This window comes from Flavobacterium tructae (assembly GCF_002217475.1).
GTDB classification, from domain to species: Bacteria; Bacteroidota; Bacteroidia; order Flavobacteriales; family Flavobacteriaceae; genus Flavobacterium; species Flavobacterium tructae.
The window spans coordinates 1-15,368 of record NZ_MUHH01000024.1 but is presented as its reverse complement, the minus strand read 5'-3'; the positions used below and the strand labels follow the sequence as shown (position 1 = coordinate 15,368).

The 15,368-nt window shown below is 35.0% G+C and carries 16 protein-coding genes; 12 read left to right on the top strand and 4 right to left on the bottom strand.

Annotated elements, in window-relative coordinates; translation table 11 throughout:
* Nucleotide 1 precedes the first annotated feature (1 nt).
* From B0A80_RS11390 to B0A80_RS11380, 3 genes are all read right to left on the bottom strand, one after another.
* Complete coding sequence (locus B0A80_RS11390) at nt 2-397, bottom strand: OsmC family protein (protein ID WP_089077358.1); 396 nt, start codon at nt 395-397, stop codon at nt 2-4.
* A gap of 2 nt (nt 398-399) precedes the next feature.
* Nucleotides 400-1,281 (bottom strand): pirin family protein, encoded by an 882-nt coding sequence (locus tag B0A80_RS11385; protein ID WP_089077357.1) that lies wholly within the window; start codon nt 1,279-1,281, stop codon nt 400-402.
* Between the two features lie 372 nt (nt 1,282-1,653).
* The gene (locus B0A80_RS11380; protein ID WP_089077356.1) at nt 1,654-2,754 is read right to left on the bottom strand and encodes a DNA alkylation repair protein; all 1,101 of its coding nucleotides are present in this window, start codon (nt 2,752-2,754) and stop codon (nt 1,654-1,656) included.
* 194 nt (nt 2,755-2,948) lie between these two features.
* Between B0A80_RS11380 and nadC the strand changes: the two genes are divergently transcribed.
* From nadC to priA, 7 genes are all read left to right on the top strand, one after another.
* Nucleotides 2,949-3,806 carry a carboxylating nicotinate-nucleotide diphosphorylase gene (gene nadC / locus B0A80_RS11375; protein WP_089077355.1) on the top strand — a complete coding sequence of 286 codons (858 nt, stop codon included), beginning with the start codon at nt 2,949-2,951 and terminating at the stop codon, nt 3,804-3,806.
* A 155-nt stretch (nt 3,807-3,961) separates the two neighbouring features.
* Complete coding sequence (locus B0A80_RS11370) at nt 3,962-4,885, top strand: YihY/virulence factor BrkB family protein (protein WP_070908557.1); 924 nt, start codon at nt 3,962-3,964, stop codon at nt 4,883-4,885.
* 1 nt (nt 4,886) lies between these two features.
* The gene (locus B0A80_RS11365) at nt 4,887-5,318 is read left to right on the top strand and encodes a DUF2147 domain-containing protein (RefSeq protein WP_070908556.1); all 432 of its coding nucleotides are present in this window, start codon (nt 4,887-4,889) and stop codon (nt 5,316-5,318) included.
* Nucleotides 5,319-5,337: 19 nt separating this feature from the next.
* Nucleotides 5,338-6,081 carry a subclass B1 metallo-beta-lactamase gene (gene bla-B1-FLAV, locus B0A80_RS11360; RefSeq protein WP_089077354.1) on the top strand — a complete coding sequence of 248 codons (744 nt, stop codon included), beginning with the start codon at nt 5,338-5,340 and terminating at the stop codon, nt 6,079-6,081.
* An 86-nt stretch (nt 6,082-6,167) separates the two neighbouring features.
* Nucleotides 6,168-6,404: a hypothetical protein gene (locus tag B0A80_RS11355; RefSeq protein ID WP_089077353.1), complete on the top strand. Its 237-nt coding sequence runs from the start codon at nt 6,168-6,170 to the stop codon at nt 6,402-6,404.
* Nucleotides 6,404-6,808, top strand: a complete 405-nt coding sequence (locus B0A80_RS11350; protein ID WP_089077352.1) for a type II toxin-antitoxin system VapC family toxin — start codon at nt 6,404-6,406, stop codon at nt 6,806-6,808. Before B0A80_RS11355 ends, B0A80_RS11350 begins: the two co-directional genes overlap by 1 nt.
* A gap of 56 nt (nt 6,809-6,864) precedes the next feature.
* Nucleotides 6,865-9,315: a replication restart helicase PriA gene (priA, locus tag B0A80_RS11345; RefSeq protein WP_089077351.1), complete on the top strand. Its 2,451-nt coding sequence runs from the start codon at nt 6,865-6,867 to the stop codon at nt 9,313-9,315.
* Nucleotide 9,316: 1 nt separating this feature from the next.
* Here priA and B0A80_RS11340 read toward each other — a convergent pair whose 3' ends face one another.
* The gene (locus B0A80_RS11340) at nt 9,317-10,015 is read right to left on the bottom strand and encodes a LytR/AlgR family response regulator transcription factor (protein ID WP_026110001.1); all 699 of its coding nucleotides are present in this window, start codon (nt 10,013-10,015) and stop codon (nt 9,317-9,319) included.
* Between the two features lie 177 nt (nt 10,016-10,192).
* On the opposite strand from B0A80_RS11340, the gene rpsF reads away from it, so the two are divergent.
* From rpsF to B0A80_RS11315, 5 genes are all read left to right on the top strand, one after another.
* Nucleotides 10,193-10,534, top strand: a complete 342-nt coding sequence (rpsF, locus tag B0A80_RS11335; protein WP_007810575.1) for a 30S ribosomal protein S6 — start codon at nt 10,193-10,195, stop codon at nt 10,532-10,534.
* Nucleotides 10,535-10,539: 5 nt separating this feature from the next.
* Nucleotides 10,540-10,836 carry a 30S ribosomal protein S18 gene (gene rpsR, locus B0A80_RS11330; protein ID WP_002987043.1) on the top strand — a complete coding sequence of 99 codons (297 nt, stop codon included), beginning with the start codon at nt 10,540-10,542 and terminating at the stop codon, nt 10,834-10,836.
* Between the two features lie 68 nt (nt 10,837-10,904).
* The gene (rplI, locus tag B0A80_RS11325; RefSeq protein WP_070908551.1) at nt 10,905-11,345 is read left to right on the top strand and encodes a 50S ribosomal protein L9; all 441 of its coding nucleotides are present in this window, start codon (nt 10,905-10,907) and stop codon (nt 11,343-11,345) included.
* Nucleotides 11,346-11,445: 100 nt separating this feature from the next.
* Nucleotides 11,446-14,616 carry a TonB-dependent receptor gene (locus B0A80_RS11320; protein ID WP_089077350.1) on the top strand — a complete coding sequence of 1,057 codons (3,171 nt, stop codon included), beginning with the start codon at nt 11,446-11,448 and terminating at the stop codon, nt 14,614-14,616.
* A gap of 119 nt (nt 14,617-14,735) precedes the next feature.
* Nucleotides 14,736-15,209: a DUF6495 family protein gene (locus tag B0A80_RS11315; protein ID WP_089077349.1), complete on the top strand. Its 474-nt coding sequence runs from the start codon at nt 14,736-14,738 to the stop codon at nt 15,207-15,209.
* Nucleotides 15,210-15,368: the final 159 nt, after the last annotated feature.

Below are 15,368 nucleotides of genomic sequence, written 5' to 3'. Positions count from 1 at the left end.
GTTATATTAGTGTGGTTTTTATTTCGATTGAATTTGTTAATGTTTTATGTATTGGACAGCTGTTAGCAATGGTTTCAAGACGTTGTCTTTGCTTGTCGTCGACCTCACCGATAATCTCTATTTTTCTTGTAAACAAGGAGATTTTTTGGTCGAGATCTCTTTCAAAGTCAACTTTGATATTGATTTCGGTGACTTCCCATTGTTTGCGATTGATATACATGCGAAGTGTGATCAAAGTACAGGCGGCCAGAGAAGAGGCCAGCAATTCTGACGGACTAAATCCTAAGTTTTTGCCTCCCATTTCCTGAGGTTCGTCTGCAATTACAATATTTCCGCTGGCAGATGTGATCTCCGTGCGATACAAACGGGTGTCGATTTGTGCTGATAGTGTATCCATAGTTATCTCATTTTAGGATCAGGTAAAGGAACAAATTCAGTTTCGCCCGGAACCTTAGGGAAAGTCTGTTCGGTCCAGTCTTTTTTAGCTTTTTCTATTCGGTTTTTATCAGAGGAAACAAAATTCCAAAAGATAAAATGTTCTTCCGGAAAGGGCTGTCCCCCAAAAATATAAACAGTTGTGTTTTCGGCTATTTCGAACTCGCATAAAGTACTGTCGTTGGTAATCAGAATTTGTTTCGGATCGTAAACATGTTCTCCGCTTTTAATACTTCCTTCGAGAATGTACAAACCGCTTTCGCCAAAAAGATCCTTTCCAATGTTGATTTTTCTGGCTTCGGTGCTTTTGATTTCGATAAAATAAAGCGGACTATATACAGGAACAGGTGATTTTTTGCCAAATGCTTCTCCCGCGATTAATTTATACGAAACACCATCTTCTTCCCAGCTCGGAATGTCACTGGCTTCTACATGTGTAAAGTTAGGATCCATTTCTTCCAGTTCTTTAGGTAATGCCACCCAAATTTGAAGACCGTGAAGCATCTTGTCAGAATGTCTTAAATATTCAGGAGTTCGCTCTGAATGTACGATCCCTTTTCCGGCTGTCATCCAGTTTACGGCACCGGGTTTTATTTCGAGCTCGGTACCCAGACTGTCGCGGTGCATAATGCTGCCTTCAAATAAAAAAGTCAAAGTAGAAAGTCCGATGTGCGGATGCGGAGGAACATCCATATTTTGATACTGATTTAAATGTGCCGGACCCATATGGTCGATAAATACAAACGGACCAACGGCTCTTTTTTCACGGAAAGGCAATAGACGGCCTACCATAAAATTACCAATATTGGCAGCGCGTTCTTCGATGATTAAACTGATATTTGACATGTTCTTTGTTTTAGTTGAAAGCAAAATTACAGCTGTAGTCACAATCTGTAACTTAATTTAGATTAAGAAAGTTTGTTTTTGGTATTCTTTATAAAAGTAAGGAATAGAATTAAAAAGATTTGATTTGAATTGAAAAAGAACACCAATTACACCAATTTTCACGAACTAATTTTGTGTAATGATTGAACACATAGAAACATAGAACCCTAAATTAGATGCGGAGGAAGGTTCAAGAAAATCAAGTTTTTTTTCACAAAACGATGAGTCTTATTTAAAATGAAATGACTTTATATGTACAATCAAAAACTATGTTTCTATGTGTTTAAAAATTACTCAATCAATTTATGTTAATTTGTGTAATTCGTGTTTTAACTATTCAATCAATTCAAAATCGAGGGTTTCGCTTTCTGTCCCGTTAATAATGATAGACAACTGATGTTTTCCGGTATGAAAAACACGTGTTGTAATGATTTTAAACGACTGATTTCGCTCTACTTTAATGATTTCATTTGGGGGATAAATCTTCTCACTGATTTTAAAGACTTTTTTTGCCAGATGTCCTTTCGCTTTTTTGTAATGAACGGCATATTCTAAACGAATCGTTTTCGGGTCATTATTTTTATTGTTCAGATGAAAGTGAAACTGCAGATAATCTCCAATTTTTACAATTGGTGTCTTGATTTCAAAAGAAGAAAGTTCAATATTAGCATTGTTCAGACCATAATGATGCAGAATTTCTGGATGTCCCTGTTTTAATAAAGTACGACAGCCGTGTTTGATGATTCCATCTGTTTCTTTACTATGACCTTTCCATTTACGGGCAATTTCTAAGACGATTTGCGGATTGTCTTTTACAATATCGTTCAGGTTATTGGCGACACTTCGACGCACATATTCTGAAGGATCGTTTTTTAAATTCTCTAAAATTGGCAGAATAGAGTCAGGGTCTTTTTTTAAGTACGGAATCGCCATTGCCCAAGGTAATCTAGGTCGGCTACCTTCACTGGCCAATCTGCGAACATGATGGTTTTCATGCAGAGACCATTTGGTCATTTCATCAATCATCTGTTCTTTGTATTTTAGAATAAAAGGACGTACAGCAAATTCGCAGCTTATAAATTGAGTGATAGAAACAAAGGCTTTCGCTGAAGTTTTAAAATCATCCAGGCCGTACATTTCGATATAATCAGCAAAAAATATAAATGCCAGATTACTATCGGTAAAACTGTTTTTCTTTAAGTTTTCAATGATTTTGTCCAGTAAAGAAACAGCTTCCGGGAAATTTTCAGGCATAAACTGATGTAAAACAACCGTGGTGTGTTTCATGCGGTCTTTCCACTCTTTTTGGCTAAAATCGCCTTCATAAATGGTTGCAATAAATTTTTGTTTGTCAAATGTCGGATGTACTTCCGCAACAGCCTGACCAAATTGTTCGTAGAAAGAAACGGAGTAAATGTCTTTAATTAATCCCATGATTTTGTTTGAATGAACCTCAAAGATATTTAATGTTTGTTAATTATTTGAGCTGGTAAAAGATTAAGTTTAGTTAAGAGTTTAATCTTTATTTTTCTCAATCTTCGGCTAATTTCTCAATTTTAAAATCAAAGCGAAGCTTTTAAATCCACAAAATATGTCCTACTTTAGCATCATATAAAAATTTTAGGAAAATGATTAGCGAAGAACAGTTTCAAAGCGAATTACAATTATTAATCAGCAATGCAATTCGGGAAGATGTAGGCGTGGGAGATTACAGCTCGCTGGCTTGTATTCCGGACACGGCACACGGGCAGGCTAAATTACTGGTAAAAGACCAGGGAATTATTGCCGGTGTTGCATTGGCGAAAATGATTTTTGAATACGTAGATCCGAAATTAAAAATGAAAATTTTTATAGAAGACGGAACTCATGTAGAATATGGTGATGTAGTTTTTGAAGTTTCAGGAAGTTCTCAGTCTATTTTAAAGGCAGAGAGAGTGGTTTTGAATAGTATGCAGCGTATGTCGGCCATTGCGACCAAAACAGATCAGTATGTGCAGCTATTGGACGGAACCGGAGCGAAAATATTAGATACCCGTAAAACGACTCCAAATTTCAGAGTTGCCGAAAAATGGGCTGTCAAAATTGGAGGAGGAGAAAACCATCGTTTTGCATTGTACGATATGGTCATGCTGAAAGACAATCATATTGATTTTGCAGGAGGAATTACACTTGCAATCAAGAAAACCAAAGAGTATTTAAAAGAGAATAATTTAGATTTGAAAATTATTGTCGAGGCTAGAAATTTAGATGAGATTCGCGAAATTTTATTAAGTGAAGGCGTTCACAGAATTCTAATAGATAATTTTAATTATGAAGATACTAGAACAGCAGTGCAATTAATAGGCAGTAAATGCCAGACGGAATCTTCGGGTAATATTAATGAAAAAACAATTCGTGAATACGGACTCTGCGGTGTTAATTACATTTCATCAGGAGCACTAACACACTCTGTTTATAACATGGATTTAAGTTTGAAGGCTTTTTAAATGAAATGTGAGTTGTAAAATGTGAGTTGTAAGATGTGAATTATGAGTAAAGAATATAAGGAGAACTTAGCTCATATAGATTTTATATTTTACAATTCTGAAATCTAATATCTAAGAATCCAAAAATCTAACAATCTAATAATCTAAGAATAAACATGTCAAAAGAGATAGAAGAACGGATTGAGAAAGTTCCCGTGGTACGATCTGTAGTTCGTTTTTTCAAGAGAATAAAATTGCCCTGGCTTGAAGGTTTTTCGTTATACGATTTGCTTGAAATGTATACCATCGGTATTATTGAAGGAGCATTTTCGTATCATGCGAGTGCTGTTTCGTTCAGCTTCTTTATGGCTTTATTTCCTTTTGCATTATTTATTTTAAACTTAATTCCCTTTATTCCTATTGAAGGATTTCAGCAGGACTTTTTGCAGTTTGTGCAACAGGGAGTTCCTCCGAACACCTACGAGGCGATCAGTAAGATTATAAGTGATATTTTAAACAACAGTCACTCCGGTTTATTGTCGTCGGGATTTTTGCTTTCAATATTTTTAATGGCAAATGGTATTAACGGTATTCTGAGCGGTTTCGAATCCTCGAAACATGTCTTTGATAAGCGCGGTTTTCTGAATCAGTATTTGGTGGCGCTGGCAATTTCACTCATCATGACTATTATATTGTTTGTAACAGTAGCGACAATTGTTGTTTTTGAGGTATTCATTCAAAAAACAATTATTCAGGATGTGTTAAGCGATCGTATTCCGTTGATTATTTTGGGACGATATTTATTCGTTGTTTTAATGATTCTGATAACCTCTTCACTATTATTGCGTTATGGTACGAGACAATATAACAAAGTGCCTTTTATAAGTATTGGGTCTGTTTTTACAACTATTTTAATTGTGATATCTTCATTCTTTTTTGGGATTTGGGTTATAAAATTCTCAAAATATAACGAACTTTATGGTTCGATAGGTACATTATTAATTCTAATGTTTTATATTTGGATAAACTGTATGATTCTGCTTTTGGGATTTGAACTGAATGCCACTATCAGAAAATTAAAACAAAAAAAAAATAAATAAGATGAAAAATTGGATGTTAACGATTGGTGTTTTTTTTCTAACATTAGGCACGATTCAGGGCCAGGGTGTAATTGGAAAATGGAAAACAGTTGATGATGAAACCGGTGAAGCTAAATCGATTGTAGAGATTTATGAAAAATCCGGTAAAGTGTACGGCAAAATTGTAGAAATACTTCGCGAAAACCACAAAAAGGACTTATGTACTAAATGTGACGGAGCGGATAAAAACAAACCAATTTTGGGTATGGTCATTATCAATGGACTTAAAAAAGACGGTTCTGAATACAGTGGAGGAACCATTTTAGATCCAACAAACGGAAAAAAATACAAATGTTATATTGCATTAGAATCAGCAGATAAACTAAAACTTCGTGGTTATGTTGGTATTTCTATCATGGGAAGAACACAATACTGGAGCAGAGTGAAGAATTAATTTTATAAAAAATAATAAAATGCGAAAATTAGCATTGATAGCTTTATTTCTGATACAGCTATCCCATAGTTTTGCACAATCTAAGAATTCGCCATTACAAATAAGTCATCTTACGGGTGACTTTTATGTTTATAAGACGTTTCACGATTATAAAGGTACGCTGATTTCAGCCAATGCGATGTATTTGGTTACAGATAAAGGAGTTGTCCTGTTTGACGCTCCTTGGGACAAAACACAATTTCAGCCTTTGCTGGACAGTATTAAAGCAAGACATCATAAAGAAGTTGTGATGCACTTTGCCACGCACTCACACGAAGACAGGGCAGGTGGTCTGGATTTCTACCGTAAAAAAGGAATTAAAACTTATACAATAAAAGCAACAGATCAGATTCTGGAGAAAAATAAGGAAGCAAGAGCTGAGTTTGTTATTCCGGATGACACCTTGTTTACAGTGGGTAAATATACTTTTGAAGTGTATTACCCGGGAAAAGGACACGCTTCAGATAATATTGTGGTTTGGTTCAATAAGCAAAAAGTACTTTACGGAGGTTGTTTTGTTAAAAGTGTCGAAGCAAAAGATTTGGGCTATCTTGGAGATGCAGATGTTAAAGAATGGCAGAAATCTATTCTGAAAGTACAATCGAAGTTTAAAAATCCAAAATACATTGTTACAGGTCATGATGATTTGAAAGATTTGACCTCGTTGAAGCATACATTAAAACTGGTTAAGGAATACAATGCGGCAAAGCCTTCTGGTAAGTAATACTTTTTTAAAATAGATTGCAAATTGTTGTAGTTGTAAAAAGCTTAACTTTGTCTATTGTATAAAATAATTAAACTTGAAATAAGATGACTGTTACGGATAAAAATTTACTTGAGACCTACTCAAATTTATTTGAAGGACTGAGCTTTTCTAATAAAATAGAGTTAATAGAGAGATTGACGAAGTCTATAAAAGGAACTAAATCTAAAGAAAGTAATTTTTATAAATCTTTTGGAGCATTTAAATCTGAAAAATCTGCTGAGGAAATTGTTTCTGATATTAAATCTAATAGAAGCTTTACAAATAAAGAAATTAAGTTTTAATGAGATATTTACTTGATACAAGTACATGTGTTTTCTTTCTTAGAGGAAAGCTTAATCTTGATGTAATGGTAAAAAAAGTAGGTTTGGAAAATTGTTATATTTCTGAAATAACAGTTGCTGAACTTCGTTTTGGAGCAGAAAACAGCGATGACCCGGTGAAATCTAATAAAGCCGTCGATAATTTTTTAAATGGATTAACAATAATTCCAATTTTTGGTTCTATTAAAAGATATGCTATGGAGAAAGTCAGACTCCGAAAAATTGGGAAACCAATTAATGATGAATTTGATCTTTTAATTGGGGTGACAGCAATTGAAAATCAATTAACACTTGTAACTGATAATGTTAAGGATTTTAAGATGTTGGATGGAATTCAAATTGAAAATTGGTTTGAAAGAAGTTAAATATTCCTCTTTTGTTCGTGTTTAGTTTTATTTTAAATTTTCTATAAAATATCCGCATGTTTTTTATTGAAGTCGTTTTGCCGCTTTCTCTGGCTAAAACTTTTACCTATCGTGTTTCTGAGGCTGAATTCCATTTTATTAAAAAAGGAATGCGGGTTGCGGTACCATTTGGTAAAAATAAAATTTATACGGCATTGGTTATTGAGCTGCATCAAAATGAACCAGGTTTGTATGAAGCCAAGGAAATTCATCAGATATTAGACGAAAAACCTATCGCAACCGAAGTTCAGATCAAGCACTGGCTTTGGGTGGCGAATTATTATATGTGTGCTATTGGTGATGTTTATCGAGGAGCTTTTCCAAGCGGTCTGTTGTTAGAGAGTGAAACGGTTGTTTCGTATAAAACTGATGCGGAGGTAAATCAGGATGAGCTTTCTGATGATGAATTTTTAGTCTATGAAGCCCTGCAACAGCAAAGTTCTTTAAGAATTCAGGAAATTATTTCGATGCTGAATAAGAAAAATATTCTTCCTGTTCTTCAAAAAATGATTGCCCGAAATATTATTGTTTTAGAAGAAGAAATTAAAGAAGGATACAAACCAAAATTGGTTCGATATGTGAAGCTGCATGCTAAATATGAATCAGATAATGGTTTAGGAGAATTGCTGGAAGTTCTAAAAAACGCCAACAAGCAAAAGGAATTGGTGTTGGCGTATTTTCAAATTATGGCCTCTGAAAAGAAACCAATCACTGTAAAAAAGTTGGTTGAGGTTTCAAATTCTACTTCGGCTGCCGTAAAAGCTTTGATTGATAAAGAGATTTTTGAGGAGTACCTTTTGCAGCAGGACAGAGTTTTGTTTACAGGGCGAACAACAGACGATCAATTGTTGTTAAGTGAAGCACAGACGAGAGCTTTTGTGGCTATTAAAGAGAGTCTCTCAGAGAAAGAAGTGTGTTTGCTGCATGGAGTTACCTCAAGTGGTAAAACAGAGATTTATATCAAACTTATTGAAGAATATCTGCAAACGGGAAGACAGGTTCTTTATTTGCTTCCCGAAATCGCTTTAACGACACAATTAGTTTCAAGATTAAGACTTTATTTTGGTGATAAAGTAGCAGTTTTTCATTCAAAATACAGTAATAATGAAAGAGTTGAGGTTTGGAAACAGACTCTTGAAAATTCAGAGAAAGCGCAAATTGTAATAGGAGCAAGGTCGGCTCTGTTTTTGCCTTTTGATAATTTAGGTTTGTTGATTGTAGACGAAGAGCACGAACAAACTTTTAAGCAAACAGATCCTGCGCCACGTTATCATGCCAGAGATGCGGCAATTGTTTTGGCTAATTTTCATAAAGCAAAAGTACTATTGGGGTCGGCGACACCAAGTATTGAGACCTATTTTAATGCACAGGCCGATAAGTATGGCTTGGTATCGCTTACGGAGCGTTATAATAATGTTCGAATGCCTGAAATTCTTTTAGTGGATTTAAAAGACAAACATTTCAGGAAAAGAATGACTGGGCATTTTAGTGATCTTTTAATTGAAGAAATAGGAGAGGCTTTGTCTTTGGGAGAGCAAATTATTTTGTTCCAGAACCGACGAGGATATTCACCTATAATAGAATGTATGACCTGTGGTCATGTACCGCATTGCCAGCAGTGTGATGTGAGTCTGACTTTTCATAAGCATAAAAATCAGTTGCGTTGTCACTATTGTGGTTATTCGATTGCAAAACCAACACATTGTCATAGCTGTTCCAGTATCGATTTGACGACTAAAGGATTCGGTACAGAACAAATCGAACAGGAGCTGGTTACACTTTTTCCCAAAGCTAAAACCGGCCGAATGGATCAGGATACAACTCGTGGTAAATTTGGTTTCGAAAAAATAATAGATTCCTTTAAAAATCGTGAAATTGATATTTTGGTCGGTACGCAAATGCTGGCGAAAGGACTGGATTTTGATAATGTAAGTTTGGTTGGAATTATGAATGCAGATAATATGTTGCATCATCCCGATTTTAGGGCCTTTGAACGCAGTTATCAAATGATGACACAAGTTGCAGGGAGAGCCGGGAGATCTGAAAAACAAGGGAAAGTGGTGATTCAAACCTATAATCCGAATCACAATACGATTCAGCAGGTGACCAACCATAATTATATAGGTATGTATAAGGAGCAATTGTATGATCGCCAGATTTACAGATACCCACCTTATTTCAGAATTATAAAACTGACTTTAAAGCATCGTGATTTCGATAAATTGAAGGAAGGTTCGATGTGGTTGTATCAGGTTTTGAGTCAAAATTTGAATATGCCGGTACTGGGGCCGGAAGAACCAGCGATCAGCAGGATCAGAAACGAGTATATCCGAACCATTTTGATTAAGATTCCGCAGAACCAGCATTTGGTTAATACGAAAAAAACTATTCAGAAAATGCTGAATAGTTTTGAGGCTGTTGCTCAGTACAGAGCTATAAAAGTTATTGCCAATGTTGACTTCTATTAAATTAAGAAGAAGTGGAAAGTGCTTTTACCAGATCTTCTTTTTTGTTTCGGCTAAGAGGAATTTTGGTAATGCCAATCTCAGCAAATTTACTGTTAAAGCGTTCTACTTTATCAATGTTAATGATATAGGACTTGTGCACACGAATGAATTTGTCTTTTGAGAGATCATTTTCAAAAGATTTCATAGTTGAAAGCACCAGATTACTGTCGTCTTCGGTAACCACTCTTACATAATCACCAAAAGCTTCAATCCATTTGATTTTTGCAGTGAATATTTTGAGTTTTTTCAGATTACTTTTGATAAATATATGTTCGCCTTCTTCTTCTTTGATGTCCTTTTTTAGTAAATGCATATCAATGGCTCTTTTTACAGAGGCATTAAAACGATCTACCGCAATAGGTTTCTGAAGGTAATCCGTAGCGTCGTAATCGAAAGCTTTTAAAGCATATTCTGCTTTAGAAGTAATAAATATAATTTGTGGCTTAGATTTTAGTCCGTCAAGAAAATCAAACCCATTAATAACAGGCATTTCTATATCAAGAAAAATTAAGTCAATATTATTTAGAGAGATACAGCTTTTTGCCTCTATTGCATTTGAAAAATCCCCGATTAAATGCAAACCTGGGTGATTATTAACTAATTTTGCAATAATAGTTCTTTGTATAGAACTATCATCAACAACAACACAGTTTAGCTTCATAACATAAAAATTTAGAATAAATTCAGGATAGCAATAGTAAATGTATTCTTTTTTTAAGAAAAAAACTAAAATTGACGTGTATTTTTTGCTGTACAACGAATAAAAGTAAAAAAGTGTTGTATATTTAAATTTTATGGTTACTTTTGCACCCAATTTTAACAAATAAATATATTGTTTATGAATCATTATGAAACTGTTTTCATTTTAAATCCCGTTTTATCTGAAGTTCAGGTGAAGGAAACAGTAACGAAATTTGAAGAATTTCTTACTAGTAGAGGAGCTGAAATGGTATCGAAAGAGGATTGGGGTCTTAAAAAAATGGCTTACGAAATCCAAAACAAAAAAAGTGGTTTTTATCACTTATTCGAATTCAAAGTAGCTGGAGAAGTTCTAATTGCTTTTGAAACTGAATTCAGACGTGACGAAAGAGTTATGCGTTTCTTAACTGTAAGTTTAGACAAACATGCTATTTCATGGGCGGAAAGAAGAAGAGCTAAATTAAAATCTACTAAAGCGTAATTATTATGTCTACAATCGAGCAATCTGCAAAAGGAAAAAAAGACGGAGATATCAGATATTTAACGCCTTTAAACATTGAAACTAACAAAACTAAAAAGTACTGTCGTTTCAAAAAATCAGGAATCAAATACATCGATTATAAAGATGCTGATTTCTTATTGAAATTTGTTAATGAGCAAGGAAAAATTCTTCCTCGTCGTTTAACAGGAACTTCATTAAAATACCAAAGAAAAGTGTCTGTAGCTGTAAAAAGAGCTCGTCACTTAGCTTTAATGCCATACGTGGCCGATTTATTAAAATAGTATAAAAAAAATCTAGTCGCTGGTTTCTGTTTGATCAGAACCTAACTTCTAAAAATAAGGACAACAACATGGAAATTATTTTAAAACAAGACGTACAAAACTTAGGATTTAAAGATGATGTAGTATCTGTAAAACCTGGTTACGGTCGTAACTTTTTAATTCCTCAAGGTTTTGCTACTTTAGCAACTCCTTCTGCTAAAAAAGTTTTAGCTGAAAACCTAAAACAAAGAGCACATAAAGAAGCTAAAGTGGTTGCTGATGCTAAAGCATTAGCTGAAACTTTAAAAGCTCTTGAAATTAAACTTACTGCAAAAGCTGGTGGAGAGAAACTTTTTGGTTCTATCACAAACATCGACATTGCTGAAGCTTTAGAGAAATCAGGTAACGCTATCGATAGAAAATTCATCACTAGTGGTATCGTAAAACGTACTGGAAAATATACAGCTAGCATCCGTTTACACAGAGATGTTATTGTAGAATTAGCATACGAGATTATCGCTGAAAAATAACATTTTGTTAACTTCTTGTTAATAAAATATAAAAACCACTCTTTTGAGTGGTTTTTTTTTACCTAATTTTGAGAATAACAACTCACTCAAAATCAGGAAAATGAAAAAAATCTTTGCATTATTACTAGGTGTGTTTGCCATAACCACTGCTATCGGGCAAACCACGACGTCGAGTATTAAGGGGATTATCAAGAGTTCTACTAATGAACTTTTGCCCGGTGCTACTATCTTAGCGATCCATACTCCCACAGGAAGTAAATATTCAGCTGTTTCCAACGAAGACGGAAGGTTTAATATTTTGAACATGAGAATTGGAGGCCCGTACAAAATTGTTGTGACTTTTGTGGGTTTTCGAAATCATGAATATGCAGATGTGAATCTTGATCTAGGAAAACCTTTTAATCTTGATGTGGTTCTGGAAGACGAAAGTCAGACGCTCGAAGAGGTGAAAATCGTATCAAAGGATAAAGTTTTTAAAAGTGGTAAAACGGGTGCCGAAACTACGATTGGAAAACGGGAGTTAACGGCTTTGCCAACAATTTCAAGATCGGCGGAAGATTTTACCCGCTTGGAACCAACCGCTAGCGGAGGTTCTTTTGGAGGAAGAAACGATCAATACAATAATTACTCCTTAAATGGTGCGGTATTTAATAATCCGTTTGGACTAGATGCTGCAACACCGGGAGGTCAGACTGGATCACAGCCTATTTCGCTTGATGCTATTGAGCAGATTCAGGTAGCGACGGCTCCTTATGATGTTACTTTGTCGGGTTTTACAGGAGCTTCTGTTAATGCGGTAACTAAATCGGGGACCAATGAGTTTCATGGTACAGCTTATGGTTTTTACAGAAATCAGGATTTGACGGGAAATAAGATCAAAGGTGAAAAAATATTTGTACCTACTTTAGAACAAACTCAGGCTGGTTTTAGTTTGGGGGCTCCTATTATAAAGGATAAATTGTTCATCTTCGGAAATTTTGAAATTGACAAACGAAGTGATTTAGGATCTAATTTTGTAGCCAATAATAATGATGGTGTAACCGGAATTAATGAATCGAGAGTTTTAGAATCGGATTTAATTGCGGTTTCAAAAGCCTTGGCTAATTTAGGTTATGAGACGGGACCTTATCAGGGATTTAAGCATGAATCGAATTCGAATAAAGGGATTATTAAGATCGACTGGAATATCAATGACAATCATAAACTGGCGGTTATTTATAATTTTCTGGACGCTTCAAAAGACAAACCAGCGCATCCTACAGCACTGGGTTTTAGAGGACCGAATGCTTCTATTTTGCAGTTCAGAAATGCCGGATATCAGATTAATAATAACCTGAGTTCTTTTCTGGTAGAGTTGAATTCCAAATTTAGTGAATCGGTTTCTAATAAGTTGCAGGCGGGTTATTCTCATTTTAATGATTACAGGGTGCCATTTTCAGTTCCGGCTCCTGTGATTAATATTCAGGACGGAGCAGGTGCTAATTATATTATTGCAGGGCATGAGCCTTTTTCCATCAATAACACTTTAGACCAGAAAGTCATTCAGATCACGAATAATCTGAATTATAATGTGGGTAAACATGCGTTTACTTTTGGCGCTTCTTTTGAGAAGTTTAAGTTTGAAAACTCTTTTAATCTGGCCGGATATGATAATTTTGGAAATCCAAACGGATATGCGGGAACCTTCTTTACACCCTATTTCACAACACAGGATTTTTTAAATGATGCGGCTAAGCCTTTTGCTACGAGTATTATTGCGCAGAATTTGAAATACGCCCAAGATGTTTTCGCTGCCAAAAATAATTTTAAAGTAGGAACTGATGGGGGATGGAAACTGGCGGAATTGAATGTAGGGCAGCTCGCATTTTATGCACAAGATGATATCAGTATCGATGATAATTTCAAACTGTCTTTGGGATTAAGAATTGATAAGCCTTTGTATTTTAATACTGCAGATCTGATTCAAAAATACATAGATACGAATAATGGCGGAGCCAAAAGAAATAACGATACCGATTATTTTGATCCTCAGACAGGGCAGGCGGTTAAATTGATTTCGACCAATTTGCCAAGTGATCGAATTTTATGGTCGCCAAGAATAGGTTTTAATTGGGATGTTAAAGGTAACGCTACTTCACAGCTTCGCGGGGGATCCGGAATTTTTACCGGAAGAATTCCTTTTGTGTGGTTGGGAAATCAGGTAAGTGGTGCTGATGATGGCTTTTTGCAGATTATGGATCCGGATTATAAATGGCCACAAGTCTGGAGAACCAGTTTAGGGTTTGATCATCGATTTGAAAATAATTTTATCGTAACAGCAGATTTGTCTTATAATAAGGATATTAATGCAGTACACGTTCAGAATTGGGGATTGAAATCTCCAACCGGAACATTAGCAGGTGTGGATAACCGACCTATTTATGTTGCAGCGGATAAAGGTGCAAACAATGCTTATGTAATGACGAACTCGAATAAGGGAAGTGCGTTTAATGCCACTTTAAAAGTGCAGAAAAACTTTGAAAACGGATTGTATGCGAGTGTGGCTTATAATTATTTAAAATCTAAAGATGTTAACTCTATTGAGGCTGAAATTACGGGAGATGCTTTTGCTTTTAATCCGGCTTTAGGAAATGTAAATAACGATGTGCTTTCGAATTCTAAATATGGAGATAATCATCGTTTTATAGCAGTAGCTTCCAAGAAATGGAAATATGGAAAAGATAAATGGGCGACAACAGTGTCGACTGTTCTCGAATATGCACAAGGAGGACGTTTTAATTACACGTATGGAGGAGATATTAACGGAGACGGCTCTAGTGTTAACGACTTGATTTATATCCCTACAACGGCTGAAATTGCTTTGATGAATTTTAGCGCACCAGGAGAAGGTGCTGCTTTTGATCAATTTATTTCTCAGGATAAATACATGAAGGACAGAAGAGGACAATATGCTGAGCGTTATGGAGCAATATCTCCGTGGAGAGGAAGATGTGATTTGAAAATTCTTCAGGATTATAATTTTAAGATTTCTTCCACCTCAGATAAAAAGAATACCATTCAGTTTAGTATCGATGTTTTGAATTTCGGGAATTTACTGAATTCAAATTGGGGAGTTGTTCAGGTGCCTACAAGTGTTCAGCCTATCGGAGTTACGGTTGCCGGAAATACACCAACGTATACTTTTAATGGTACTCAGACCAAAACGTTTAATTATGACGCTAGTTTATTGTCCAGATGGCAGGCGCAATTTGGTATACGATACATCTTTTAGTAAAGCAAAAAAAGTTATAAATTTGCCCTCGCATTTGCGGGGGCTTTTTTTTATAAATAATAGAGAAGTTCCGGAATTTTACACAAACTCTTTTTAGAGTGTTTAACACAAGAAAAAAAATGAAATACGCAAGATTAACAAAAGAGCAATTTGATGAGTTGCATGCAGAATTTGCAAGCTTTTTGGCAACGCAGGCTATTGATAAAGCAGAGTGGGACGCTCTTAAAATAAATAAACCGGAAGTTGCGGAGCAGGAACTGGATGTTTTTTCAGATTTAATCTGGGAAGGTGTTTTGTCGAGAGCAGAATTTTTGGAGCACTTTTCTAAAAATCATATTTTCTTATTCCAGTGTTTTGAAACTCATGTTCAGTCGATCGTATTGAAATCATTGGTTGCTGAAACTGATTTTTTGAGTAAAGAAGGATTGCAATGGCTGTCTGATAATATGTTTACCGAAAACATAGAAATGAAGGTTGGAAAAAAAGTGTTCACAGAGGAAAGAAACGCTTCTATTTTTGAATTAATTCAGCAAGGAGCATTTTTAAGTGACGGTCAATTGTTTACACAGATCAATACAATTATTGAATCATAGCTTTTTTTAAGATTAAAAATTAGTAAGTGTTTAACGTTTAGATGTTTGCTAATTTTTAATTTTTTAACTTTTGTTGAAGTTTTAATGTTTTTTTTTACCCGTATTTCTACGCATTTTTTCTGAATAATTTAAAGAATGTAGTTTTATTGTAGTAAATAT